Raw genomic sequence first — 23160 nt, forward strand, 5'->3', positions numbered from 1 at the left:
AATGGATGTAGCGTTTAAATCAGATGTAGGACAAATTAGATCTCACAATGAGGACAATGGGGGCTTTAGTAAAAATAAGGATGGATTACTACTGGTTATTGTCGCTGATGGTATGGGCGGACATCAGGCTGGTGACGTAGCAAGTCTGATGACCATTGAAAAATTATTAGGAAAATGGCGTGAGACTAGTGAGTTAGAGACACCTACAAGTATTGAAAAGTGGTTAGATGAAGCTATTTCCGATGTTAATGAACAAGTTTATCAACATTCAACTGAAAATCCCCAGTGTCAAGGAATGGGCACAACTCTTGTGGCTGTTGTCTGCTCTGATCAATTTGTAACATATGCTCACATAGGGGATAGTCGCGCTTATTTAATGAATGGAGAAACTCTTGCGCAAAAAACGGAAGATCATTCATTAGTCAATGAACTTGTTCGTTCAGGACAAATTACTGAAGTTGAGGCAGAAAACCATCCTCGTCGTAATGTACTTCTTAGGGCATTAGGTACCGAGAAAACTATCAAAATAGATATTGAAACCATAAATTGGGACAAGGGTAGTTACATCCTTTTGTGTTCTGATGGACTTTCAAATAAAGTGAAGGATGAAGAAATATTTCAAGTAATTCAAAAAAAAATGTCTCTTGATATGAAGATTTCAGAATTAATCTCCTTAGCGAATGAACGTGGTGGCGAGGACAATATTACGATAGCAATTGCTTTCCATGATAATGAAGGAACTCATGGTGATGTTCATGAAAGATAGAAAAATTAATGACCGTTATCAGATTTTAGAAACAATTGGTGGCGGAGGAATGGCAAATGTGTATAAGGCACACGATGTTATTCTAAATAGAGTAGTGGCTGTAAAGGTTTTACGTCCACAATTTTCTGATGACGATGAATTTATTCGACGGTTTAGAAGAGAAGCACAAGCAGCTACAAGTCTTTCACATCCGAATGTTGTAAATATTTACGACGTAGGTGAAGAAGATGACTTATATTATATTGTGATGGAATACGTAGAAGGTTTAACGTTGAAACAGCTTATTCAACAACGTGGCGCACTGCCAATCGAAGAAATAGTAGATATTATGCTCCAAATTTCTTCTGCCATTTCTCATGCGCATGCAAATCATATCGTTCATCGTGATATTAAGCCACACAATATTTTAATTAGTGCAAAAGGTGAAGCAAAAGTTACTGACTTTGGAATTGCTAGAGCAATGACATCTGCAACTATCACCCATACTAATTCGGTAATGGGTTCAGTCCACTATTTATCACCCGAACAAGCAAGGGGTGGTTTAGTAAATGAAAGATCGGATATTTATTCATTAGGAATCGTGCTATATGAAATGGTGACAGGGGAAGTTCCTTTTTCAGGTGACACAGCAGTTTCGATAGCTATTAAACATTTACAAACAGAAGTACCATCTCCTAGATTAATAAATCCATCATTACCACAAAGCATTGAAAATATTATATTAAAGGCTACTGCAAAGGACCCTTTCCATCGATATAGTCAAGTAAGAGAATTAGAAGAAGACATTCAAACAGCATTGGAGCCACATCGTTTGAATGAAGAGAAATTTGTTATACCAAAAGATGATGATGATGTAACTAAGGCTATCCCAATATTAAAAAACGAACATTCCCATGATCAAGATTTGGATCAAACAAAAATTGTTAAACAATCTGAAAATAAAAAATCGGATACTAAAGTAGTAAAGAAAAAAAGGAAATGGATTCCTATTTTAATGGTTACAATATTATTGTTATTAGGCTCTGTAATTGCTGCCTTTACCATTATACCTAGTCTTCTTCATGTTGATGAGGTTACGATTCCAGAAGAGTTAGTTGGGATGGAATATGAGGAAGTATTTCGAGAATTGACTGCGCTTGGGTTAGTAGTTGAGCGAGAAAACATCCCTCATGATGAGATTAAAGAAGGTCGTGTTGTCCGACATGACCCAGTAGCAGGACGAGTAGTGAAAATAAATACTACTATCACTGTTTTTGTAAGCGAAGGTAAAGAAAAAATAGAAATGATTGATGTAACGAGACAAAATAAAGAGGTAGCTCGCCGAACTTTAATTGAATTAGGGTTTAAGGACGAAAACATTTTCGAAACAAAGGAAGCAACTTCAAATTTTAATGAAAATATTGTTATATCTCATATTCCGCAACAGGGAGTTCTTGTCGTGCCTGAAGAAGCAATTATTTACATAACCTATAGTGTCGCACCAACGATAAGACTTGATAACCTACAAGGTTATAATCGTGATGAAGTAATTGAATATTTTAGAAAGCATGGACTATCCGGTAATTTTGATGAAGCTTATTCAGACCGCTTTCCAGTAGGAGAAGTAATGGAACAAAACCCATTAAGAGGTGAACTTGTACAAAAAGGTGATGTTATTAGGGTTGTATTTTCGCGAGGTCCAGAACCAAAACCAAAACCAAATCCAAATCCAAAACCAATTCTAGAACCTGAGCTACCACCAATATCTACATTTATAGAGTTTGAAGTGCCAATTTCAGAAGAAGATCAACTTGCTGGTCTTACTTATTTTGTAACGATTACGTACGATGATTCAACAACTTCAGGTCATGTAGTCTATACAAATGAACAACCAATTAATGAGCTAACTTCTTTTAGGATTCCTGTTACGATTAACCCAGAAGATTTTGCGGAAGTAAAGGTAGCTATTAATGGGGAAGAATATCAAACACACACGAAAACGTATGATGAAGGAGCTGCAAACTAGTTAATTTAAAATAATCTTCTGCGTTCCGGGAAAAATGTTAGGACTTCGTTCATACTAATAGAGATTATAAATTTATTGCTTTCTAAATAAGGAGGATTCAATGCCCGAAGGAAAGATTATTAAAGCATTAAGTGGCTTTTACTATGTTGAAAGTCAAGGTGAAGTATTTCAGTGTCGTGCTCGAGGGAACTTTCGTAAGAAAAAGATAACACCATTAGTAGGTGATACGGTTAATTTTGAGGCTGAAAATTATAGCGATGGGTACATTTTGGGGCTAAAAGACCGGTTTAATAAATTAGTTCGTCCACCTATTTCTAATGTCGAGCAAGCGATTTTAGTTTTTTCGGCTATGGAGCCAAAATTTAGTACGCTTCTCTTAAATCGTTTTTTAGTTCACATTGAGGCTAATGATATTGAGCCAATTGTTTGTATTAGTAAGATTGATTTACTTAAAAGAGAGCATCAGCAAGAAATAAATCAATTTATCAACGACTATCGTAAGTTGGGTTATACGGTATTGCAAACCTCTATTTTTATGGAAGAGCTAATTGAAGAAGTTAGACCATGGTTAGATGGCAAAATAAGTGTATTTGCTGGACAATCCGGTGTCGGGAAGTCGTCCTTATTAAACGCACTTAAACCTGACTTAAACTTAGAAACAAATAAAATTTCCTCTCATTTAGGCAGGGGAAAACATACGACTAGGCATGTAGAGTTGATTAAAATTGGAACAGGATTAGTAGCTGATACACCTGGTTTTAGTTCATTAGATTTTACAGAGGTTACTTCTGAACAGTTATCAGATTGTTTTCCAGAGATGAGATCTCGTGCTAGTCAATGTAAATTTAGAGGGTGTACCCATTCTACAGAACCCAATTGTGCTGTTTTGGATGCGGTAGAGGCTGGGGAAATTGCTGATTACCGTTACAAAGATTATTTAAGTTTTTTAGAAGAGATTAAACAACAAAAGCGGAGGTACTAAAATGATTAAGATTGCACCGTCAATCCTGTCTGCAGATTTTGCAAGGCTTGGAGAGGAAATTAAAGATGTAGAAAGAGGGGGAGCGGATTACATTCATGTCGATGTAATGGATGGTCATTTTGTACCAAATATTACAATTGGGCCTCTTATTGTAGAAGCTATTAGACCAATTACAACGTTACCGTTAGATGTCCATTTAATGATTGAAAATCCCGATAACTATATTGCGCAGTTTGCAAAAGCTGGAGCAGACATTATTACGGTCCATGTCGAGGCGTGTACTCATCTTCATAGAACAATTCACTTAATTAAAGAAAATGGAGTTAAGGCTGGTGTAGTTTTAAACCCTGCAACGCCTGTAGATACAATTCAGCATATTATTGATGATGTAGATATGGTGTTACTAATGACAGTTAACCCAGGTTTTGGTGGACAAAAGTTTATTAAACAAGTGCTACCAAAAATATATGCTGTTAGTGAAATGGCAAAGTCAAAGGGTTTATCTATTGACATCGAGGTTGATGGCGGTGTTAACTCAGAAACAGCAAAACTTTGTATTGAAGCCGGTGCAAATGTATTAGTGGCTGGATCTGCTATTTATAATGAAAAAGACCGTGCTCAAGCAATTAAAGCAATTCGAGGCTAAGTTAAAGAGAACTCGTTCTAGCTTCGCTAGAACATCGGAAATTCAGATGGAGTCTCAATTCCAACTGAATGGAAGTTCCCACCTTCACTACGCTTAGAGGTGGGGGTCTATGCCCCTTAAGTTCAAATCAGTTTGATTAAATAAAGGGTAACTTAAATAGATAACTCAAACCATAAATTTCTTCAATCATTTGATTGCAGCTTTTATTAAGCGGTGGGGGAATTTACTGTTTATTGAAGGTGCAGTATAAATTCTGAAGAAAAAAATGTTTTAGGGTTTTTCTAATATTAAGTTATCTTTTTTGTTATATTTTACCCCGCTCGTAAGGTGCAATAAGAACCCATCTCAAATCTTAAGAAAATCGAAAAGTTTTGAGGTGGGGGTATAACTGTCCTTAAAGGTCCTATATAGAATAACTAATTATCAGAGAAACCTGATGATTAGTTATTCTTATGGTGGTATAAGTTAAACTAACAATCAGTGAATGATTGACTTCAGCTTTATTATCTTTAACCATCCTTGCATATATCAAGGTGATTTTATTATAAAGAAAGAGGTGTTTCTTTTGAAAAGACCAGTTTTACATTTGACTGAAATCGCCATGATGGCAGCTTTAGCTTTAATATTAGATTTTGTATCAATTAAAGGATTTTGGGGATATGGTGGTTCTGTTTCACTAGCAATGGTTCCCATTTTACTGATGGCTTATCGGAGAGGACTTAGTGCCGGCTTATTAACAGGCTTTATTGTTGGATCTATACAAATGTTTTACGGTTATTTTGTTCACCCGGTACAAATTTTTCTAGATTATGCTGTGGCGTATACAGTAGTAGGGTTTGCTGGGGTATTTAGTATTTCAGTTGCTGCAAGTAAAACAAGGCGTATGGTAGCAATTATTGCTGGTGTCTTTGTCGGTTCATTTCTTCGTTTTACTTCTCATTTTATTTCAGGTGTTGTATGGTTTGGTATATATGCACCAGAAGGCATGAACGTTATTTTTTACTCAATTATTTATAACGCATCATACATGCTTCCAGTCTTTTTATTATCTACGGTTGTCTTTATTTTACTTTCAAATACAGCGCCTAGGCTGTTACATGGAAAATAAATATGAAACGTATCCATATTGTCGCAGGGGGACCGAGTATGAGTCTCCCTTCATTGCATAAAAAGTCAAAAGATGAAATTTGGATAGGTGTAGATGGTGGCGTAGAACACCTAGTAGAGTTTGAGATCGAACCCGATTATGCTATCGGTGATTTTGATTCAATTTCTGTTATGACAAAGAGAAACGTAAGAGTATCTTCGTACAAACAATTTCCAAGCGAAAAAGATGAAACCGATCTTGAATTAGCGTTAACTTTTGCTATAGAGAAAAGACCAGAAGAGATTATTATTTATGGAGCAACTGGTGGTAGGTTAGATCATGAAATGATTAATTTGCAACTATTAAAAAAAGGTATAAAAAACTCAGTAAATATTTATATTGTTGATAATAAAAATCGAATCACAGTGAAAAAGCCAGGGAGTTACGATATATTTCAAAGTAATTACAAATATATTTCTTTTCTTTCGATGTTTGAATGCGTAGAGGATCTAACATTACAAGGTTTTAAATATCAATTAACAAATACAAAATTAAAGTATGGATCAAGTTTATGTATTAGTAATGAATTAATTGTAAATAGGGGTACTTATTCATTTTCTTTTGGCATATTAATAGTGGTAGAGAGTATTGATTAGACAAACTGTTTTTAATAATGAATATAAGGTGTAACATTATTTGGTAATTAAAGAAAATAGGTACTATTTTAAAACTGCTGAATATACTTATTATAACTGAGGTCATTTATACTTTATTCCTTTATCGTTAGTGCTGAAAAATGACGAATCCCATGTTGAGGAGGGAGATTTATGAAATTTTATACGATTAAGTTACCCAAATTTTTAGGAGGATTTGTAAGAGTAATATTAAATTCATTTAAAAAAGGTTAAACAAAAAAGCACCATAATGGGTGCTTTTTTGTTTCAATTCATATTATACGCGTTCAACTTTTCCTGATTTTAAAGCTCTAGCAGAAACGTATACACGTTTTGGCTTTCCATCTACCATAATACGAACTTTTTGTACATTCGCACCCCACTTACGCTTTGTTTTGTTCAATGCGTGTGAGCGTTTGTTTCCTGTACGAGCTTGTCTTCCAGTAATTACACATTTACGTGCCATGATTGCACCTCCTTGTAAACCATGAGATGACACTCAAATTCATCTTATAAATACTTGCTAATATTAGCATAGTAAAAAAAAGATTGCAAGAGGTTTTCGAATAATTATCAAGGTAAGATACTTGACACTATATAAGTAATAGCTATAATCAAAAAAGTAAATGTTTTATGTATAATTAGGATACCTTAATTATAAAGCTAATAATTACGTAACGGATATATGAACTGATTGATATAGTTTTCTTTAAATATGTGGATAATTATAGTAAAATATGTTAAGCCACGATAGTACATTCTAAGGGAGGATTTCGATATGTCAATAAAGATAAAAACACAATTAGGTGTAATTGATGTTGCAAGAGAAGTTGTAGCCGTAATTGCTGGTGGAGCAGCAATCGACTGCTATGGAATTGTAGGCATGGCTTCACAAAAGCAATTGAAAGATGGACTTACAGAATTGCTAGGTAAAGAAAACTTTACTAGAGGCGTTGTAATACGTGAAGAAGATGATGAAATTCATATTGATATGTATATAATCGTTAGCTATGGAACAAAAATTTCTGAGGTTGCCCATAATGTTCAAACGAAAGTAAAGTATCAGCTTGAGCAAATGTTGGGTTTGACAGTTGACTCAGTGAATATATTCGTGCAAGGAGTTAAGGTAATAAATCCATAGTTCGTTTTAAGGAGGAACATTTGTGACACTGAAGAGTTTAGAGGGTGAAAAGCTTGCCCAAATGTTTATTAAAGGAGCCAGTAATTTATCAAAGAATGTTAAATTAGTGGATTCGTTAAATGTGTTCCCTGTACCGGATGGTGATACAGGGACGAATATGAATTTGTCCATTTCCTCAGGAGTGAAAGAAGTGAACACTCAAAATTCAGAACATGTAGGTAAAGTTGCTGGAGCTTTTGCAAAAGGTTTGTTGATGGGGGCTCGAGGAAACTCAGGAGTAATTTTATCACAACTTTTTCGAGGATTTTCAAAATCTGTTGAAGGTAAAACGTCCTTGAATGCTAAACAATTTGCTGATGCTTTTACTTATGGAGTAGATATGGCTTATAAAGCAGTGATGAAGCCTGTTGAAGGAACAATTTTAACAGTAGCTAAAGATGCGGCTAAAAAAGCTCAAGAGACCGCTAAACGTACGGATGATATTATTCAAATTATGGATGCGACACTGGCTGAAGCAAATAAATCATTAGATCGCACTCCAAGTTTACTACCTGTTTTAAAAGAAGTAGGTGTAGTTGATTCAGGTGGGAAGGGCTTAGTAATTATTTATGAAGGTTTTTTAGCAGTACTAAAAGGCGAAGAAATTGTTGAACTTGATAGAAAGTCGGCATCTATGTCTGAACTTGTGAAAGTAGAACATCACCAAAACGCTCAAAGTTACATGGCTACTGAAGACATAGAGTTTGGATATTGTACAGAAGTGATGGTTAAATTCGAGGAAGAAAAGATTGAAAAAAATCCGTTTGATGAAGTAGCTTTTCGTCAATTATTAAGTAATCATGGAGATTCTTTGTTAGTTGTTTCTGATGATGATTTACTTAAAATACATATTCATGCTGAACAACCAGGCGAAGTCATCACTCAGGCTCAAAGGTTTGGAAGCTTAATTAACGTGAAAATAGAAAATATGCGAGAACAACACACTCACTTACTAGAAGAAACAAAAGCAGTTTACGAGGAAGAGCCAATTGCTTCCACTTCGGAAACTAAAGCGGAGTTTGGAATTATTACAGTAGCTATGGGTGAAGGGATTGCTAAAATGTTTAAAAGCCTAGGCGCTGGAATTGTTATAGAAGGTGGTCAAACAATGAACCCAAGCACTGAAGATTTTGTTAAGGCGGTTTCAAATGTTCGTGCCAATAAGATCTTTATTTTACCGAATAATAGTAATATTATTTTGGCTGCAGAGCAGGCTGCTTCAGTTGTTGAGGAAGATGTTGTCGTTGTACCATCTAAAACAGTCCCACAAGGTTTAGCTGCATTATTAGCTTTTAATCCATCAGGGAACCTTGAAACAAATTCTGAGGATATGAAAGCTGCTTTAGCTTTAGTGAAGACTGGGCAAGTTACTTTTTCGGTACGAGATACTAATCTTGATGGTGTAGAAATTAAAAAAGATGACTTCATGGGGATTTCTGAGAAGAAAATTGTTTCTTCAGGACCTGATCGTCTTAAAGTGACAGAACAATTGTTAGATCAAATGATTGATGAAAACTCTGAAATCGTAACAATTATTCGTGGTGATGGTACTACTGAAGAAGAAACAGATAAGCTTGTTGATTATATTGAAATAAATTTTAAAGATGTAGAAGTAGAAGTTTACGAAGGTAATCAACCTTTATATTCTTATATCTTTTCTGTTGAATAATATTGAGGAGGGTGATTCGTTATGGGAAAAGTAAGAGTTGTCACCGATAGTACGTCTGATATTCCAAAGTCATTGGTGGAAGAACTAAATATCGCTGTTGTACCATTGAAAGTACTTTTTGGTGAACAAGAAACATATGAAGATGGAGTCACGATACAAGCTAAGGAATTTTATGAAAATCTTGCAACATCAGATGTTATCCCCTCAACCTCTCAGCCGTCTCCGTATCAATTTGAAGAAGTGTATAAGGAAATTGATACGGAGGATCAAGGCTGTGATATTATTTCAATTCACATATCATCGAAGCTAAGTGGTACATTTCAATCAGCTGTTATAGCTTCAGATGTGGTGAAAGAAACAATAAATGTTACTGTTGTTGATTCTAAAAGAGCAGCTTATTCTTGTGGGATGATTGTTACTGAAATTGCAAAACTAGCTAAACAAGGTGCAACAAAGGAGCAATGCTTATCGCGATTAAATGAGTTGTTAAAGGATACAACGATTTATTTTATGGTTGATACATTAGAGTTTTTACAAAAGAATGGTCGAATTGGTAAAGCGTCAGCGGTACTCGGTTCATTATTGAAAATTAAACCAATCCTTTCGTTAAATGAAGATGGAGAAGTTTATCCTGTTGATAAAGTGCGTGGGCAGAAAAAAGCTTTGGCAAAGATTTATGACTATCTAGAGAAAGACTATGGCAATCAACCGATAATCGTTGGGGTTATTCATGCAAATACAATTGAATTGGCTACTGAGATTATGACGGAAATGCGTAGTCGTTTTAACATTAGTTCGGAAGTTTTTACTGATATTGGTCCTGTAATTGGTGCGCATGTAGGTCCAGGGGCAATAGGAATTACTGTTACTCTTGCTAAATAAGCTTTATGGTGTCAGAAAACCATACATATATGGTTGCTGGCACTTTTTTTGCAATGGAAGAATGTATAAAACTCCTTACTTGGAAACTGTCTAGCGCAAGCAGCCTACGAGCTCGGTCACTTCAGTCAAGTTACTGACTTCAATGTCTTCTTGGATTACTTCTTGAATATGCTCCGTGCTACTTTGCTCCTGCGATTACTCGTCGCACAAAACACTGCTTCGAGGAAGCCTACTTCGAAGCAGTGCTGTTAGACGCAGAAGCACGCGGAAGCCAAAGAGCGGCTTCTGTCAAAGGACGCCCCAGTGAAGCTACTACTTGGAATACTTCGAAGTGGCTTTGCGACGAGCAAACGGAGTGGCACAGGAGCAGCTGCTCGTGACCAAGGCGCTTGCGCTTTTCTTAAAATGTTTTCAATTTTTTTAGGGTGGCGACAAGACAAAGTAAATAATATAACTATAATTAAACTAACAGCTTAGAGAATTTTTCGGAGGTATTTATGAAATATAGAACGGTTTTTGATATTATTGGCCCAATAATGATCGGTCCTTCTAGCTCCCATACAGCAGGAGCTGCTCGAATTGGAAGAGTTGCTAGAACACTTCTAGGAAAAGAACCTAAATTTGTAGAAATTTCCTTCTATGGCTCTTTTGCGAAAACATATAAAGGACATGGGACAGATGTTGCAATAATAGGTGGGTTACTCGATTTTGATACTTTTGATCAAAGAATAAAAGATTCTCTCACCATTGCTATGGCTTTAGGGATTACTTATAAAATCGTGACAGAGGATGCTATTACAGATCACCCAAATACAGCAAAAGTTCGACTAGGGACGTGTGAACAAGATACAATAGAATTAGTTGGGATTTCCATAGGTGGAGGAAAGATAGAAATCGTTGAACTAAATAGCTTTAAATTAAAATTATCAGGTAATCATCCTGCGATATTGGTTGTACATGATGATCGATTTGGGGTTATTGCAGCGGTATCTAATGTATTAGCAAAGTATGAAATTAATATTGGCCATATGGAAGTCTCGAGAAAAGAAAAAGGTAAAGAAGCGTTAATGGTTATTGAGATTGATCAAAACGTTGATGAAAAACTTTTAGCTGAAGTAAAATCTTTACCAAATATCTCTAAGGTAACTAAGATACATGAATAACAACGCGAGAGACTAGGGAGAGATAAACAATGTTTCGAAATGTGGCTGAATTAGTAGAATTGGCAGAGAAGGAAGGCATCCTTATCTCTGATATAATGATAAAACAGGAAATGGATGTTTCTGAGAAAAGTTTTGAAGAAATATTTGATCAGATGGACAGAAATTTATGTGTCATGGAAGAAGCTATTGAAAGAGGAATTAAAGAAAAAGTTCGTTCAATATCAGGTTTAACAGGAGGAGATGCAATTCTTTTACAAAATTATATACAGAGTGGAAAATCTCTATCTGGTGAATTTCTTCTTGATGCTGTTAGTAAAGCAATAGCAACAAATGAAGTAAATGCAGCAATGGGGACTATTTGCGCAACTCCTACAGCCGGTTCAGCTGGAGTAGTACCAGGAACCCTATTTGCTATTAAGAAAAAAATTAATCCTTCTAGAGAGAAAATGGTTCGTTTTTTATTTACAAGTGGTGCATTTGGGCTTGTGGTAGCAAACAATGCTACTATTTCAGGTGCAGGTGGTGGTTGTCAGGCTGAAGTTGGTAGTGCAACAGGTATGGCAGCAGCAGCCATTGTAGAACTTATGGGTGGGAAACCTATACAATCGGCCCATGCAATGGCAATAGCATTAAAAAATATGCTAGGGTTAGTTTGTGATCCTGTTGCTGGACTTGTTGAAGTTCCATGCGTTAAGCGAAATGCTATGGGAGCCGCCAATGCACTTGTTGCAGCTGACATGGCATTAGCGGGAATAGAAAGTAGAATTCCATGTGACGAAGTAATTGAGGCTATGTACAAAATAGGTCAGTCTATGTCAAGAGATTTAAAAGAAACCGCAGGAGGAGGTTTAGCGGCTACTCCAACAGGTAGAGCACTAGAAGCGAAAATCTTTGGATTTAGTCACGAAAAATAAAGATGTTAAAAAAATCAGTTACATTTGTAAAGGGAATTGGGGAGGAAAAGGCTAAAGATTTACATAACTTAGGGATTTATTCGATCCAAGATTTATTAGAATATTTCCCGTTTCGTTATGAGGATTATCGGCCAAAAGACATAACAGAAATTAAACATGAAGAGCGAGTAACGATCCAAGGAACGATTCAAAGTGAAAGTGTACTTCGGTTTTATGGTAAAAAAAAATCGAAAATATCTACTAGGGTTTTAGTAGGTAACGTATTACTTACAGCAGTTTTTTTTAATCAACATTACTTAAAAACGAAATTAGTTATAGGTTCAAAGGTTACACTAACAGGTAAGTGGGATCAACATCGTCTTTCAATTACTGTTAACGAATGTAAGTTTGGTATAGGTGAGCAAAACAGTAGTTATGAACCTGTTTATTCGGTTGGCGGTAAAATTACCGTAAAAGGATTGAAAAAAATGATAAATTCGGCGATGGAACAGTACGGAAACCAAATCAAAGAAATCCTACCACCCTACTATTTACAGAAATACAAACTGATTGAAAGAAAAGATGCGCTTTACAAACTCCATTACCCGCTTAATTTTGAAGACGCTAAGAAAGCAAGGAGAAGAATGGTTTATGAAGAGTTTCTTTTGTTTCAGTTGAAAATGCAAGCGATTCGAAAATTCCATCGAGAAAATAGTGGTGGTGCCTCTATTAACTATGATAAAGAGAATGTTACACTTTTTCTCGAGAGATTACCTTTTTCGCTAACATCTGCGCAACAACGGGTAGTTGATGAAATCTTAAAAGATATGGCTACGCCTTATCGTATGAATCGTTTGCTACAAGGAGACGTAGGTTCAGGGAAAACAGTTGTCGCAGCTATTTGTTTATATGCTGCTGTTACCGCTCGTTTTCAAGGTGCATTAATGGTTCCTACTGAAATATTAGCAGAACAACACTATCATTCTTTAAAAGCGTTACTTGAGCCAGTTGGTATAACCTCTGAATTATTAACCGGATCCATTAAAGGTAAAAAGCGTAAGGAATTGTTGACTCGACTTGAAAGTGGGGAACTTAATATAATTATAGGTACTCATGCCCTTATACAAGATGAAGTTCAATTTCACAAACTAGGTTTAGTTATAACGGATGAACAGCACCGCTTCGGTGTTGAACAAAGGCGTACACTGCGTAATAAAGGTCTAAATCCGGATGTCCTTTTTATGACAGCAACCCCCATTCCAAGGACACTAGCCATTTCGATTTTCGGAGATATGGATGTTTCAACAATTGACGAAATGCCAGCTGGTCGAAAACCGATTGAAACATACTGGGCTAAGCACCAGATGCTTGAACGTGTTTTATCTTTTGTTGAAAAGGAGTTAATGAAAGGTAGACAAGCTTATGTTATCTGTCCTTTAATTGAAGAATCTGATAAACTAGATGTTCAAAATGCAATTGACGTACATGCTCAACTTCAACATTACTTTAGGGATTATAAAGTAGGACTCATGCACGGGAGACTTCATTCAAGTGAAAAAGAAGAAGTTATGCAACAATTCAGTAATAATGAGGTCCAAATACTTGTTTCTACGACGGTGGTAGAAGTTGGAGTTAATGTACCTAATGCTACTATCATGGTTATTTATGATGCGGAGAGGTTTGGTTTATCACAGCTTCATCAGCTGCGAGGACGGGTTGGACGTGGTGATGCACAATCGTATTGTGTACTATTAGCTGATCCTAAATCTGATGTTGGAAAAGAACGAATGAAGATTATGACAGAAACAAATAATGGGTTTGAATTATCTCAAAGAGATTTAGAACTAAGAGGCCCTGGAGATTTTTTTGGATCTAAACAAAGTGGTTTACCTGAATTTAAAATTGCTGATATGATTCACGATTATCGTGCGCTGGAAGTAGCAAGAAATGACGCTACACATCTAGTCTCTTCTGAGGAATTTTGGGAGAATTCAGAATATAAGTATCTAGTTATGTATTTAGAGGAGCAAGGGGTGCTAAATGGAGAGAAAATGGATTAATAGTAATTTTTTTATTGAAATATAAATCCAATTTCTATATACTACTTTTAGTACCTAGTCATATAAGCTTGGATGGTGTGGAAAGATGAGACGATCGAAAAAAGAACGGCAACAGCTATTAAAACAAAAAATAAATGAAAATCCTTTTATTACTGATGAGTCACTTGCAGAATTTTTTCATGTGAGTGTTCAAACGATCCGTTTAGATCGATTAGAACTTTCAATACCTGAATTAAGAGAACGTATTAAACATGTAGCTGAAAAACAGTTTGATACTGTAAAAGCTTTATCATTAGAAGAAGTTATCGGTGAAATTATCGATTTACAGTTAGATCAGAGAGCAATCTCCATTTTAGATATAGGACCAGAGCATGTCTTTTCAAGAACAAAGATTGCAAGAGGACATCACCTTTTTGCTCAAGCAAACTCTTTGGCAGTTGCAATTATTGATGATGAATTAGCGTTAACATCAAAAGCAAATGTTCGTTTTACTAGAAGAGTAAAGCAAGGGGAACGTGTGATTGCAAAGGCGAAAGTTATCAACAATGAAAAAGAGCGTACCAAAGTTGAAGTAACTAGTTTTGTTGAACAAGAGTTAGTTTTCTCTGGAGAATTCCACATGTACCGAAGAGACTTGCTATCGGAAGGAGAGAAGGGTGAACATGAGGATCGTAATTGATGCCATGGGTGGCGACCATGCCCCTAAAGAAGTCGTAAAAGGTGCAATGGCAGCTATAAAATCCTATAAAGAACTACACATTGTCCTAGTAGGCGATGAGGTGGCGATTAAAGAAAGTCTTACAGATGAAACAAGAGTTACAATTATACATACTAATGAAAAGATTGAATCAACAGATGCCCCGGTGGCAGCTATACGTAGAAAAAAGAATGCCTCTATGGTTCTTGCTATTAAAGAAGTAAAAGAAGGTCGTGCTGATGCTTGTATTTCTGCAGGAAATACTGGTGCGCTAATGACTGGTGGAATTTTAATTAGTGGTAGAATAAAAGGAATTGAACGTCCTGCACTAGCGCCAATGCTACCGACTCTTAATGGTAATGGTTTTTTACTAATAGATGCAGGTGCCAATATGGATGCAAAACCTGAACATTTACTTCACTACGGCATAATGGGCTCTATTTACATGAAAAAGGTTCGTGATATTGATCGCCCAAGAGTTGGATTGCTAAATGTCGGAACTGAGGACGATAAAGGTACTGAATTAACAAAACAGACGTTTGAATTGTTAAAGAATGCCAACTTGAATTTTGTAGGGAATATTGAAGCAAGAGATTTATTAAATGGTATTGCTGATGTTGTAGTATGTGACGGTTTTTCAGGTAATATTGTTCTGAAATCAGTAGAAGGCACAGCCCTTTCTTTATTCTCATTAATGAAGAAAGAGCTTACGAGTACAGTTTTTAGTAAAATAGCGGCTGGAGCATTAAAACCGAGGTTTAAAAAAATTAAAGAGCAAATGGATTATACGGAATATGGTGGTGCTTGTTTATTTGGCTTACAAGCCCCAATTATTAAAGCACATGGATCTTCTAATGAAAATGCTATACTGAATTCTGTAAGGCAAGCTCGAATGATTGTCGAAGAAAAGGTTGTAGAAACCATAAAAGGTGAAATTGTAAAAGGTGAATAGTAAATATTATTTTTAGTTGAAAAAACGAATTAAAGGGAGTTGTACAATGGGTAAGATAGCATTTTTATTTCCTGGTCAAGGATCTCAATCGGTTGGAATGGGAAAAACTTTTGCAGAAGAAAATGAAGCTGTTTCCGCAATTTTTAAAAGAGCAGACACACGCCTTGAGACAGAATTAACAAAACTTATTTTTGAAGGTCCAGAGGCTGAATTAACTATAACTACCAACACACAACCCGCTTTATTGACAACAAGTATAGCTATGCTTGAGGCATTTCGTATCGCCGATATTCAACCAGATTATGTTGCTGGGCATAGTTTAGGTGAATACAGTGCCCTTGTTTGTGCTCAGGCTTTGTCATTTGAAGATGCTGTTTATGCGGTACGAATGAGAGGATCTTTTATGGAAGACGCAGTTCCAGAAGGCCAAGGAGCAATGGCGGCTATTTTAGGAATAGAGCGTAGTCTGTTAAAGGAAATTACAGACGAAGTAACGTTAAAGGGTCAACCAGTTGAACTTGCTAACCTAAATTGTCCAGGCCAAATTGTTATTTCTGGTTCAAAAGAAGCTGTGGAAGAAGCTTCTCTTATTGCTAAGGAAAAAGGGGCAAGAAGAGCTATTCCTCTTTCAGTAAGTGGACCATTTCATTCATCGTTAATGAAACCAGCGGCGGATAAGCTTGCTGAAGTATTAAATAATATTAATATTAACGATGCCCTTGTCCCTGTTATTGCAAATGTTACTGCAAGCGAAGTACGTTCAGGTGAAGAAATAAAGCAAAAGTTGGTACAACAAGTTTATTCTCCTGTTCTTTGGGAAGATACAGTAAATTATTTACTAGATCAAGATGTAGATACATTTATTGAAATAGGTCCTGGGAATGTTTTATCAGGACTTGTGAAAAAAATAAACCGTAAAGTACGGGTGTTTTCTGTAAATGATCGTGAATCTTTGGAAAAGACTGTTGAAACTATAAAAGGTGGTAATGCATAATGCTTAAAGGAAAAGTAGCTCTTGTAACAGGAGCTTCAAGAGGAATTGGTAAAGCCATTGCATTAGAATTAGCTAGACAAGGAGCAAAAGTTGCAGTAAACTTTGCAGGTAACCAACAAAAAGCAGAAGAAGTTGTAGCAGAAATAAAAGCTCTTGGCTCGGATGCGATTGCTATCAAAGCAGATGTTGCTAATGCTGATGAAGTGAATATGATGGTAAAAGAGACAATTGGTGCATTCGGCTCGTTGGAAATTCTAGTTAATAATGCTGGAATTACTCGAGATGGACTCATCATGAGGATGAAGGAAGACGATTGGGATGCTGTTATAAATACTAACTTAAAGGGTGTCTTTAATTGTTCAAAGGCTGTTACACGTCAAATGATGAAGCAACGTTTTGGGAAAATTGTAAATATTTCCTCTGTTGTAGGTGTACTAGGAAATGCAGGACAAGCAAACTATGTTGCGGCTAAAGCTGGAGTAATTGGTTTAACAAAAACATTGGCAAGGGAATTAGCTAATCGAAACATTACGGTTAATGCAGTTGCACCTGGTTTTATTGAAACGGATATGACAGAAGAATTATCTACAGAAATTAAACAAGAGTTATTAAAACAAATTCCTCTTGCAAAATTAGGGAGCGCAGAAGATATTGCATCAGCTGTTCGTTTTCTAGTCAGTGATGAGGCTAATTATATGACTGGTCAAACATTACATGTTGACGGTGGAATGGTCATGAATTAATTGTTTCTTACATTGTTTTATCCTATAATGTGTACATAGGTTTAATGCCATTATAAAGTACTATTATAGTCATAAATAAATTATTTTCCTTGAGAGGAGGTGAACTCATGGCAGACGTATTTCCACGTATTACGAAAATCATCGTAGATCGTCTTGGTGTTGACGAAGCTGAAGTAAAGCCTGAAGCTACATTCAAAGAAGATCTAGGGGCAGATTCACTAGATGTAGTAGAACTAGTGATGGAACTTGAAGATGAGTTTGATTTAGAAATTTCTGATGAAGATGCAGAAAAAATTGCTACTGTTCAAGATGTTGTTGACTACATAAACAGCCACCAGTAGGTTAGTTGAGGATGAATTAACCTAAGACGTACCTTTAAAAAGGTCAGCATCTTAGTGTTAATCATCCTCCTTAATTATTCAGCGATAAACAAAGACTTCCGTTATAAGTGATTATCGTATTTTACAATTATCTGTAATGAAGTCTTTCATATTTTACGTATTGAAAGGTTTTGGAGGTTATTATGCAACAATCTTCAAGGAAAATTCGTAGACGCACGTCGAAACGTACAGAGAAAAGAATTCAATTAACACCTGCCCAAAAATTAAAATTTGAAAAGCTGCTTGAGCGTTTAGAAATTCAATTTGAAAATGAAAAACTTATTATTCAAGCATTTACACATTCATCCTATGTGAATGAGCATCGCATTCGCCCGTTTGATGATAATGAACGGTTAGAATTTTTAGGAGATGCGGTTTTAGAGTTAGCGGTTTCTCAGTACTTATATAAAAAGTTCGATACAATGAGTGAAGGTGAAATGACAAAATTAAGAGCAGCAATTGTTTGTGAACCATCACTAGCAAAGTTTGCAACATATTTAAACTTTGGTGAAATCGTTCTTCTTGGTAAAGGGGAAGAAATGACGGGTGGTAGAGAACGACCAGCATTGCTTGCTGATGTGTTTGAGTCGTTTGTTGGAGCTCTTTATTTAGACCAAGGGTTAGAAGCCGTCTACCACTTTTTATCCGTAACAATTTACCCGAAAATTGATGAGGGTGCTTTTTCTCATATGATGGATTTTAAAAGCCAGTTGCAAGAATTTATTCAAAGAGATGGACTTGGGGCAATTCAATATCATATTGTTCAAGAACGAGGGCCTGCTCATGCGCGCGAATTCGTTTCAGAAGTAATCTTAAACGAGACCAAGTTAGGAGTAGGTGTTGGTAGATCGAAAAAAGAAGCTGAGCAACAAGCTGCTCAAAAGGCGCTTGAAAAACTAATGGACAAATAAAAGAAAGACTTTCTTCTATAAAAAGTGAAGAAAGTCTTTCTTTTATTGTAAGGTAAAGAATAAAGCTTAGAAGTTATCAGTAAGGTGTCTATTTCTGCCCCTACGAGCTCGTACCTTCACCCTTTTCGGAGGTCACAAAGTGGTTATTAAGAGTCTTTCTCTAGTGATCAAGGTGACTATGCTTTTCTAATTGGTTAACCTTTTTTACGAAGTTTCCCTAATTCAGATACAATTGCATCGATTTCACTTACGCTAAACGACTTTTTACTCATTATCATTTCGTAAATATCAACTAAATCCTCATAACGATCAGTATCAAAACTTTCAGGTCTCATTGCACCGCCATTTACAACTTGCATTTTTTCTTTAATATTCGAAATCATAAATTCAATATTATCACGTGAATTTTCTTTTAAATTCATTTCTTCCACCCCTTCAAATAGATTACCCTCACATACTTTTATAGGCAATCAACTATATTTTATTGTACCATTATATCGTGGCTTTTCACACGTATGAAGCTTCACATAGTTAAAAAAATGAAAAATAATAGTTTCTCTTCATTTGCCTACATCAGAAAGGAGAGCCTTTTGATGTAGGCAATTTAATTTCCCTCCAATTAGGTAGAAAATTTTATTTCTATTATGTAATTAGAATAGAGCTTTTCGTTAAATGAAGTTCCGATTACATTTTTAAAATGATTATATAGTCTAGGTATAACAGTAACACGCTTTTAAAATTTTGCTTTTGAAACAATAATCATCATAACTAGTTAAAAAAAGTATGGTAAAATAGTTAAGTTAAAGATGCAAGAAATTGTTTAATTATATTTATTGTGAAAAATAATGAGGTGAAAAGAAATGTTCCTCAAGAGATTAGATGTAGTAGGGTTTAAATCCTTTGCTGAGCGAACATCAATAGATTTTGTTCCAGGAGTTACTGCAGTTGTAGGCCCTAATGGAAGTGGTAAAAGTAATATATCTGATGGTATTAGATGGGTATTAGGAGAGCAGTCAGCAAAGTCTCTTCGCGGAGCGAAAATGGAAGATGTCATTTTTGCAGGGAGTGATACTAGAAAGCCACTCAACTTTGCTGAGTTAACACTAACATTAAATAATGAAGATCAGCACTTGGCGATCGATTATAGTGAAGTAAGTGTTACTCGACGTGTTTATCGTTCTGGTGATAGTGAATACTTTATAAATAAGCAAAGTTGTCGACTTAAAGATATTCATGAACTTTTTATGGATTCAGGTTTAGGTAGAGAAGCATATTCAATAATTGGCCAGGGGAAAATTGAAGAAATATTAAGTAGTAAGTCTGAAGAGCGTAGAGTTATTTTTGAGGAAGCTGCAGGAGTATTAAAATATAAAACGAGAAAACAACAGGCTGAAAGAAAACTAATTGAAACACAAGAAAACTTATATCGAATAGAGGACATTCTGCATGAACTTGAGGGACAAGTTGAACCCTTAAAAATTCAGGCATCGGTTGCGAAAGATTATTTGGAAAAGAAAGAGGAACTTACAAAAGTAGAAGTTGGTTTATTAGTTTATGAAATTGAAGAGCTCCATAAAAGTTGGAATGAACAGGCAAAAAAAGTTGAAGAATTGAAACGAGATCAGCTTGAAATTTCTTCGCAAATAAAAGTTGAAGAAGTGAATATTGATCAATATCGCGAAAAAATGCATGCTCTTGATGAATCTATTAATGAACTTCAAGATATTCTTCTTTCAACAAGTGAACAATTAGAGAAAAATGAAGGTCAAAAAGAAGTTTTGAAAGAAAGAAAGAAAAATTATCATCAAACTAAAGAAAGTTTCCTGAAAAAGCTAGAAGTATTAAAAGTAAAGAAAGAGCAAATCGAAGAAAGTCTAACAGTTGAAACTAAAGAATTACAAAACTTTAAAGAAAAGCTATTCAATAATAAAAAACGTTTAGATCAAGAGCAAAAACTTCTCTCTTCTTTAGAGGAAGATATTGAAACAGAGTTAGAACGAATGAAAGCAGATTATATTGAAGTCTTAAATGAACAAGCATCTATTCGTAATGAAGTGAGATACCTTGAAGAGCAGTTAAGACAACGTAAACACAAAAGTGAGCATTTGGATCATAATAATCTCACTTTATTAGAGCAAAGAGAAACTTTGTTAAAAAAGGAGATTCTTTTAAAGGAAGAACTTCAAAATAAGGAACAATGTTTAGAAAAACATATTCATAATTTTCGAAAAGGTAATCGAGACCTTGAAACAATAAATAGTGAATATCAAAAGAAGGAAACCCAGTATTATCAAGCATTAAATCATTTACAGCAGATACGTTCTCGTAAAGAGGTTTTAGAGGAGATGCAGGCTGATTTTTCTGGTTTTTTTCAAGGGGTAAAAGAAGTATTGAAAGCAAAGGAAACTATTTTATCTGGAATCGAAGGAGCAGTTGCTGAACTTATTGTTGTTCCTGAACACGTAGAGCAAGCTGTAGAGACAGCTTTAGGTGGCGCTATGCAACATATAGTCGTTAATACCGAAGAGAATGCTCGTAGTGCTATTCAATTTTTAAAGGCTAGACGTTTTGGTAGAGCGACTTTTTTACCGCTTTCGGTCATTAAACCCAGAGAGCTTTCTCAGTTTGAAAAACAAAAGATACAATCTCACCCTTCTTTTATAGGTGTGGCATGTGAATTAATTGACTATGATAAAAAATATCGAGCAATTATTTCAAACTTATTAGGTCATGTAATTGTAGCAAAAGATCTCCAGGGGGCAAATGCATTAGCAAAGCTACTTCAATATAAAAATAGAATTGTTACCCTAGAAGGAGATGTTGTTAATCCAGGCGGTTCGATGAGTGGAGGAAGTGTTAAACAAAAAGGAAGTCCAATATTAGGGCGGCAGCGTGAACTAGAGGAGTTAGTGGCAAAACTAGTTAAAATGGAAGAACAAACAAAAATCATGGAAACAAATGTGAAATCTCTAAAAAAACAACGTCAAGAGAAAGTAGCGTTTGTAGAGGAACTTCGGCATCGTGGTGAACTGTTGAGAACAGAGGAGCAACAAGTAAAAGGGAACCTACGTGAACTCGAAATTGAATGCAAAAATTTAAATGAACGTCTATTTATATATGATAAAGAAAAACAATCATTTGAATCAGAAGTATCTGAGATCGAAACAAGTCTACTTAAATTAAACGAAAATCTAGATAGCACTATGAAATTAAAAGAACATCTAGATGAACAAGTTCAACTGTTAACAGAAAAGAAGAAAACACAACAAACATCTAAGGCTTCATTATCTGAATTTATTACTGAATTAAAGGTACAGGTTGCAAAAGAAGAGGAACAATACCGGAATCAAAAACATCGAGTACAAATCACTAAGCAGGAAAAAGACAGTATTGAATTAGAATTGAGTGAAACAGAAGAAGAATACTGGCTACTTGAGCGTGAAATGAGTAATAGTACAACTGGAGAAAATTCCTTAGACGAATTAATCAAGAAAAAACGACAGGAAAAAGACCTTACCTTACATTTAATTCAAAGTCGTAGGCAAGAAAGATTAGACTTTCAAACAGCGCATGATGATTTAGAAAAAGAGTTAAAAGAAAATAAGCGCAAACAAAAACAGTTATCTGATTATCTTCATACAGAGGAAGTGAAGGTAAATCGTTTAGATGTTGAATTAGAAAATCGCCTTGAAAAGCTATCGTCTGATTATGAAATAAGTTTTGAGGCTGCAAAAGTTAATTATCCCCTACCGATCGATGCTAATTCAGCTAAGTCAAAAGTAAAACTTATTAAGTTAGCAATTGAGGAATTAGGAACTGTAAATTTAGGAGCAATAGATGAATATAGTCGTGTGTCACAAAGATTTACATTTTTAACTGAACAAAAAAATGACTTGTATGAAGCAAAAGAAACACTTTTTCGTGTTATCAATGAAATGGATGCAGAAATGTCAACACGTTTTGAAACAGTTTTTATGCAAATAAAAGCACAGTTCCAAATGGTCTTTCAAGAGCTGTTTGGTGGTGGAAAAGCGGACCTGCTACTTAGTGATCCAGACAATATTTTAACTACTGGAGTTGAAATTGTTGCTCAACCACCTGGTAAGAAACTACAACATTTAGCATTATTATCTGGTGGAGAACGAGCATTAACTGCAATTGCCCTTCTTTTTGCTATATTAAGAATTCGACCAGTTCCATTCTGCGTACTTGACGAAGTAGAAGCAGCGCTAGATGAAGCAAATGTAACCCGTTTTGCCAATTATTTAAAAGAATTTAGTAAAGAAACTCAGTTTATTGTTGTAACTCATAGAAAAGGAACGATGGAGGAAGCTGATGTTCTTTATGGTGTAACTATGCAAGAATCTGGTGTATCTAAGTTAGTATCCGTTCGTCTCGAAGAAACACCCGAATTAATGACTGCAACTGTATAGAGTTATTTTCTAATTCTAAATAGACACTAAATAGAATTAAATA

General features: G+C 35.4%; 23 protein-coding genes. 21 read left to right on the top strand and 2 right to left on the bottom strand.

All coding sequences use genetic code 11. The features are described 5' to 3' along the window. Nucleotide 1 precedes the first annotated feature (1 nt). The 7 genes from BKP45_RS19665 (at nucleotide 2) to spoVM (ending at nucleotide 6394) form a co-directional block, all read left to right on the top strand. Complete coding sequence (locus BKP45_RS19665; RefSeq protein ID WP_071390868.1) at nucleotides 2-766, top strand: Stp1/IreP family PP2C-type Ser/Thr phosphatase; 765 nt, start codon at nucleotides 2-4, stop codon at nucleotides 764-766. Continuing rightward, complete coding sequence (pknB, locus tag BKP45_RS19670; protein ID WP_071390869.1) at nucleotides 756-2771, top strand: Stk1 family PASTA domain-containing Ser/Thr kinase; 2016 nt, start codon at nucleotides 756-758, stop codon at nucleotides 2769-2771. Before BKP45_RS19665 ends, pknB begins: the two co-directional genes overlap by 11 nt. A gap of 100 nt (nucleotides 2772-2871) precedes the next feature. Next, a complete protein-coding gene (gene rsgA, locus BKP45_RS19675; RefSeq protein WP_071390870.1) occupies nucleotides 2872-3753 on the top strand; it encodes a ribosome small subunit-dependent GTPase A in 882 nt (293 codons plus the stop codon). A gap of 1 nt (nucleotide 3754) precedes the next feature. After that, the gene (rpe, locus tag BKP45_RS19680) at nucleotides 3755-4399 is read left to right on the top strand and encodes a ribulose-phosphate 3-epimerase (RefSeq protein ID WP_071390871.1); all 645 of its coding nucleotides are present in this window, start codon (nucleotides 3755-3757) and stop codon (nucleotides 4397-4399) included. Nucleotides 4400-4964: 565 nt separating this feature from the next. Continuing rightward, the gene (thiT, locus tag BKP45_RS19685) at nucleotides 4965-5507 is read left to right on the top strand and encodes an energy-coupled thiamine transporter ThiT (RefSeq protein ID WP_281243183.1); all 543 of its coding nucleotides are present in this window, start codon (nucleotides 4965-4967) and stop codon (nucleotides 5505-5507) included. Nucleotides 5508-5509: 2 nt separating this feature from the next. Then, nucleotides 5510-6142, top strand: a complete 633-nt coding sequence (locus BKP45_RS19690) for a thiamine diphosphokinase (RefSeq protein ID WP_071390872.1) — start codon at nucleotides 5510-5512, stop codon at nucleotides 6140-6142. Between the two features lie 171 nt (nucleotides 6143-6313). Beyond that, a complete protein-coding gene (gene spoVM / locus BKP45_RS19695; protein ID WP_071390873.1) occupies nucleotides 6314-6394 on the top strand; it encodes a stage V sporulation protein SpoVM in 81 nt (26 codons plus the stop codon). Nucleotides 6395-6437: 43 nt separating this feature from the next. On the opposite strand, the gene rpmB is transcribed toward spoVM, so the two are convergent. Further along, nucleotides 6438-6626 carry a 50S ribosomal protein L28 gene (rpmB, locus tag BKP45_RS19700; protein WP_071309809.1) on the bottom strand — a complete coding sequence of 63 codons (189 nt, stop codon included), beginning with the start codon at nucleotides 6624-6626 and terminating at the stop codon, nucleotides 6438-6440. 312 nt (nucleotides 6627-6938) lie between these two features. On the opposite strand from rpmB, the gene BKP45_RS19705 reads away from it, so the two are divergent. The 13 genes from BKP45_RS19705 to rnc all read left to right on the top strand — a co-directional run bounded on the left by BKP45_RS19705 (nucleotide 6939) and on the right by rnc (nucleotide 18684). Continuing rightward, entirely contained in the window at nucleotides 6939-7301 is a 363-nt protein-coding gene (locus BKP45_RS19705) for an Asp23/Gls24 family envelope stress response protein (protein ID WP_071309808.1), read from the top strand. Nucleotides 7302-7323: 22 nt separating this feature from the next. Then, nucleotides 7324-9009 carry a DAK2 domain-containing protein gene (locus tag BKP45_RS19710; protein ID WP_071390874.1) on the top strand — a complete coding sequence of 562 codons (1686 nt, stop codon included), beginning with the start codon at nucleotides 7324-7326 and terminating at the stop codon, nucleotides 9007-9009. A 21-nt stretch (nucleotides 9010-9030) separates the two neighbouring features. Next, entirely contained in the window at nucleotides 9031-9891 is an 861-nt protein-coding gene (locus BKP45_RS19715) for a DegV family protein (protein WP_071390875.1), read from the top strand. A 303-nt stretch (nucleotides 9892-10194) separates the two neighbouring features. Then, on the top strand, nucleotides 10195-10368 hold the full coding sequence (locus BKP45_RS22745; protein ID WP_169824144.1) for a hypothetical protein: 174 nt from the start codon (nucleotides 10195-10197) through the stop codon (nucleotides 10366-10368). Between the two features lie 20 nt (nucleotides 10369-10388). Next, nucleotides 10389-11054: an L-serine ammonia-lyase, iron-sulfur-dependent subunit beta gene (gene sdaAB, locus BKP45_RS19720; RefSeq protein WP_071390876.1), complete on the top strand. Its 666-nt coding sequence runs from the start codon at nucleotides 10389-10391 to the stop codon at nucleotides 11052-11054. Nucleotides 11055-11083: 29 nt separating this feature from the next. Further along, nucleotides 11084-11968, top strand: coding sequence for an L-serine ammonia-lyase, iron-sulfur-dependent, subunit alpha (sdaAA, locus tag BKP45_RS19725; protein WP_071390877.1), 885 nt, complete (start codon nucleotides 11084-11086; stop codon nucleotides 11966-11968). Between the two features lie 2 nt (nucleotides 11969-11970). Next, the gene (gene recG / locus BKP45_RS19730; protein ID WP_071390878.1) at nucleotides 11971-14007 is read left to right on the top strand and encodes an ATP-dependent DNA helicase RecG; all 2037 of its coding nucleotides are present in this window, start codon (nucleotides 11971-11973) and stop codon (nucleotides 14005-14007) included. Between the two features lie 85 nt (nucleotides 14008-14092). Further along, nucleotides 14093-14686: a transcription factor FapR gene (gene fapR / locus BKP45_RS19735; protein WP_071390879.1), complete on the top strand. Its 594-nt coding sequence runs from the start codon at nucleotides 14093-14095 to the stop codon at nucleotides 14684-14686. Then, on the top strand, nucleotides 14670-15656 hold the full coding sequence (gene plsX, locus BKP45_RS19740; protein WP_071390880.1) for a phosphate acyltransferase PlsX: 987 nt from the start codon (nucleotides 14670-14672) through the stop codon (nucleotides 15654-15656). The genes fapR and plsX overlap by 17 nt, the downstream gene beginning before the upstream one ends. Nucleotides 15657-15702: 46 nt before the next feature. Continuing rightward, entirely contained in the window at nucleotides 15703-16650 is a 948-nt protein-coding gene (gene fabD / locus BKP45_RS19745; protein WP_071390881.1) for an ACP S-malonyltransferase, read from the top strand. Then, the gene (fabG, locus tag BKP45_RS19750) at nucleotides 16650-17393 is read left to right on the top strand and encodes a 3-oxoacyl-[acyl-carrier-protein] reductase (RefSeq protein WP_071390882.1); all 744 of its coding nucleotides are present in this window, start codon (nucleotides 16650-16652) and stop codon (nucleotides 17391-17393) included. The genes fabD and fabG overlap by 1 nt, the downstream gene beginning before the upstream one ends. A 107-nt stretch (nucleotides 17394-17500) precedes the next feature. Further along, nucleotides 17501-17734 carry an acyl carrier protein gene (gene acpP / locus BKP45_RS19755; RefSeq protein WP_071390883.1) on the top strand — a complete coding sequence of 78 codons (234 nt, stop codon included), beginning with the start codon at nucleotides 17501-17503 and terminating at the stop codon, nucleotides 17732-17734. A gap of 182 nt (nucleotides 17735-17916) precedes the next feature. Further along, nucleotides 17917-18684, top strand: coding sequence for a ribonuclease III (gene rnc / locus BKP45_RS19760; RefSeq protein ID WP_071390884.1), 768 nt, complete (start codon nucleotides 17917-17919; stop codon nucleotides 18682-18684). A gap of 194 nt (nucleotides 18685-18878) precedes the next feature. On the opposite strand, the gene BKP45_RS19765 is transcribed toward rnc, so the two are convergent. Next, nucleotides 18879-19106: a DUF1128 domain-containing protein gene (locus tag BKP45_RS19765; protein WP_071390885.1), complete on the bottom strand. Its 228-nt coding sequence runs from the start codon at nucleotides 19104-19106 to the stop codon at nucleotides 18879-18881. Between the two features lie 438 nt (nucleotides 19107-19544). Between BKP45_RS19765 and smc the strand changes: the two genes are divergently transcribed. Then, nucleotides 19545-23117, top strand: coding sequence for a chromosome segregation protein SMC (gene smc, locus BKP45_RS19770; RefSeq protein WP_071390886.1), 3573 nt, complete (start codon nucleotides 19545-19547; stop codon nucleotides 23115-23117). Nucleotides 23118-23160: the final 43 nt, after the last annotated feature.

Source organism: Anaerobacillus alkalidiazotrophicus, from assembly GCF_001866055.1.

What these genes read in the sequence shown, in the direction of transcription:
- rpmB (WP_071309809.1), bottom strand. Translation starts at nt 6,626, where the DNA reads ATGGCACGTAAATGTGTAATTACTGGAAGACAAGCTCGTACAGGAAAC.
- plsX (WP_071390880.1), top strand. Translation starts at nt 14,670, where the DNA reads ATGAGGATCGTAATTGATGCCATGGGTGGCGACCATGCCCCTAAAGAA.
- sdaAA (WP_071390877.1), top strand. Translation starts at nt 11,084, where the DNA reads ATGTTTCGAAATGTGGCTGAATTAGTAGAATTGGCAGAGAAGGAAGGC.
- fabG (WP_071390882.1), top strand. Translation starts at nt 16,650, where the DNA reads ATGCTTAAAGGAAAAGTAGCTCTTGTAACAGGAGCTTCAAGAGGAATT.
- BKP45_RS19715 (WP_071390875.1), top strand. Translation starts at nt 9,031, where the DNA reads ATGGGAAAAGTAAGAGTTGTCACCGATAGTACGTCTGATATTCCAAAG.
- sdaAB (WP_071390876.1), top strand. Translation starts at nt 10,389, where the DNA reads ATGAAATATAGAACGGTTTTTGATATTATTGGCCCAATAATGATCGGT.
- recG (WP_071390878.1), top strand. Translation starts at nt 11,971, where the DNA reads ATGTTAAAAAAATCAGTTACATTTGTAAAGGGAATTGGGGAGGAAAAG.
- spoVM (WP_071390873.1), top strand. Translation starts at nt 6,314, where the DNA reads ATGAAATTTTATACGATTAAGTTACCCAAATTTTTAGGAGGATTTGTA.
- rsgA (WP_071390870.1), top strand. Translation starts at nt 2,872, where the DNA reads ATGCCCGAAGGAAAGATTATTAAAGCATTAAGTGGCTTTTACTATGTT.
- BKP45_RS19765 (WP_071390885.1), bottom strand. Translation starts at nt 19,106, where the DNA reads ATGAATTTAAAAGAAAATTCACGTGATAATATTGAATTTATGATTTCG.
- BKP45_RS19690 (WP_071390872.1), top strand. Translation starts at nt 5,510, where the DNA reads ATGAAACGTATCCATATTGTCGCAGGGGGACCGAGTATGAGTCTCCCT.
- fabD (WP_071390881.1), top strand. Translation starts at nt 15,703, where the DNA reads ATGGGTAAGATAGCATTTTTATTTCCTGGTCAAGGATCTCAATCGGTT.
- pknB (WP_071390869.1), top strand. Translation starts at nt 756, where the DNA reads ATGAAAGATAGAAAAATTAATGACCGTTATCAGATTTTAGAAACAATT.
- rpe (WP_071390871.1), top strand. Translation starts at nt 3,755, where the DNA reads ATGATTAAGATTGCACCGTCAATCCTGTCTGCAGATTTTGCAAGGCTT.
- fapR (WP_071390879.1), top strand. Translation starts at nt 14,093, where the DNA reads ATGAGACGATCGAAAAAAGAACGGCAACAGCTATTAAAACAAAAAATA.
- rnc (WP_071390884.1), top strand. Translation starts at nt 17,917, where the DNA reads ATGCAACAATCTTCAAGGAAAATTCGTAGACGCACGTCGAAACGTACA.
- BKP45_RS19665 (WP_071390868.1), top strand. Translation starts at nt 2, where the DNA reads ATGGATGTAGCGTTTAAATCAGATGTAGGACAAATTAGATCTCACAAT.
- smc (WP_071390886.1), top strand. Translation starts at nt 19,545, where the DNA reads ATGTTCCTCAAGAGATTAGATGTAGTAGGGTTTAAATCCTTTGCTGAG.
- BKP45_RS19705 (WP_071309808.1), top strand. Translation starts at nt 6,939, where the DNA reads ATGTCAATAAAGATAAAAACACAATTAGGTGTAATTGATGTTGCAAGA.
- acpP (WP_071390883.1), top strand. Translation starts at nt 17,501, where the DNA reads ATGGCAGACGTATTTCCACGTATTACGAAAATCATCGTAGATCGTCTT.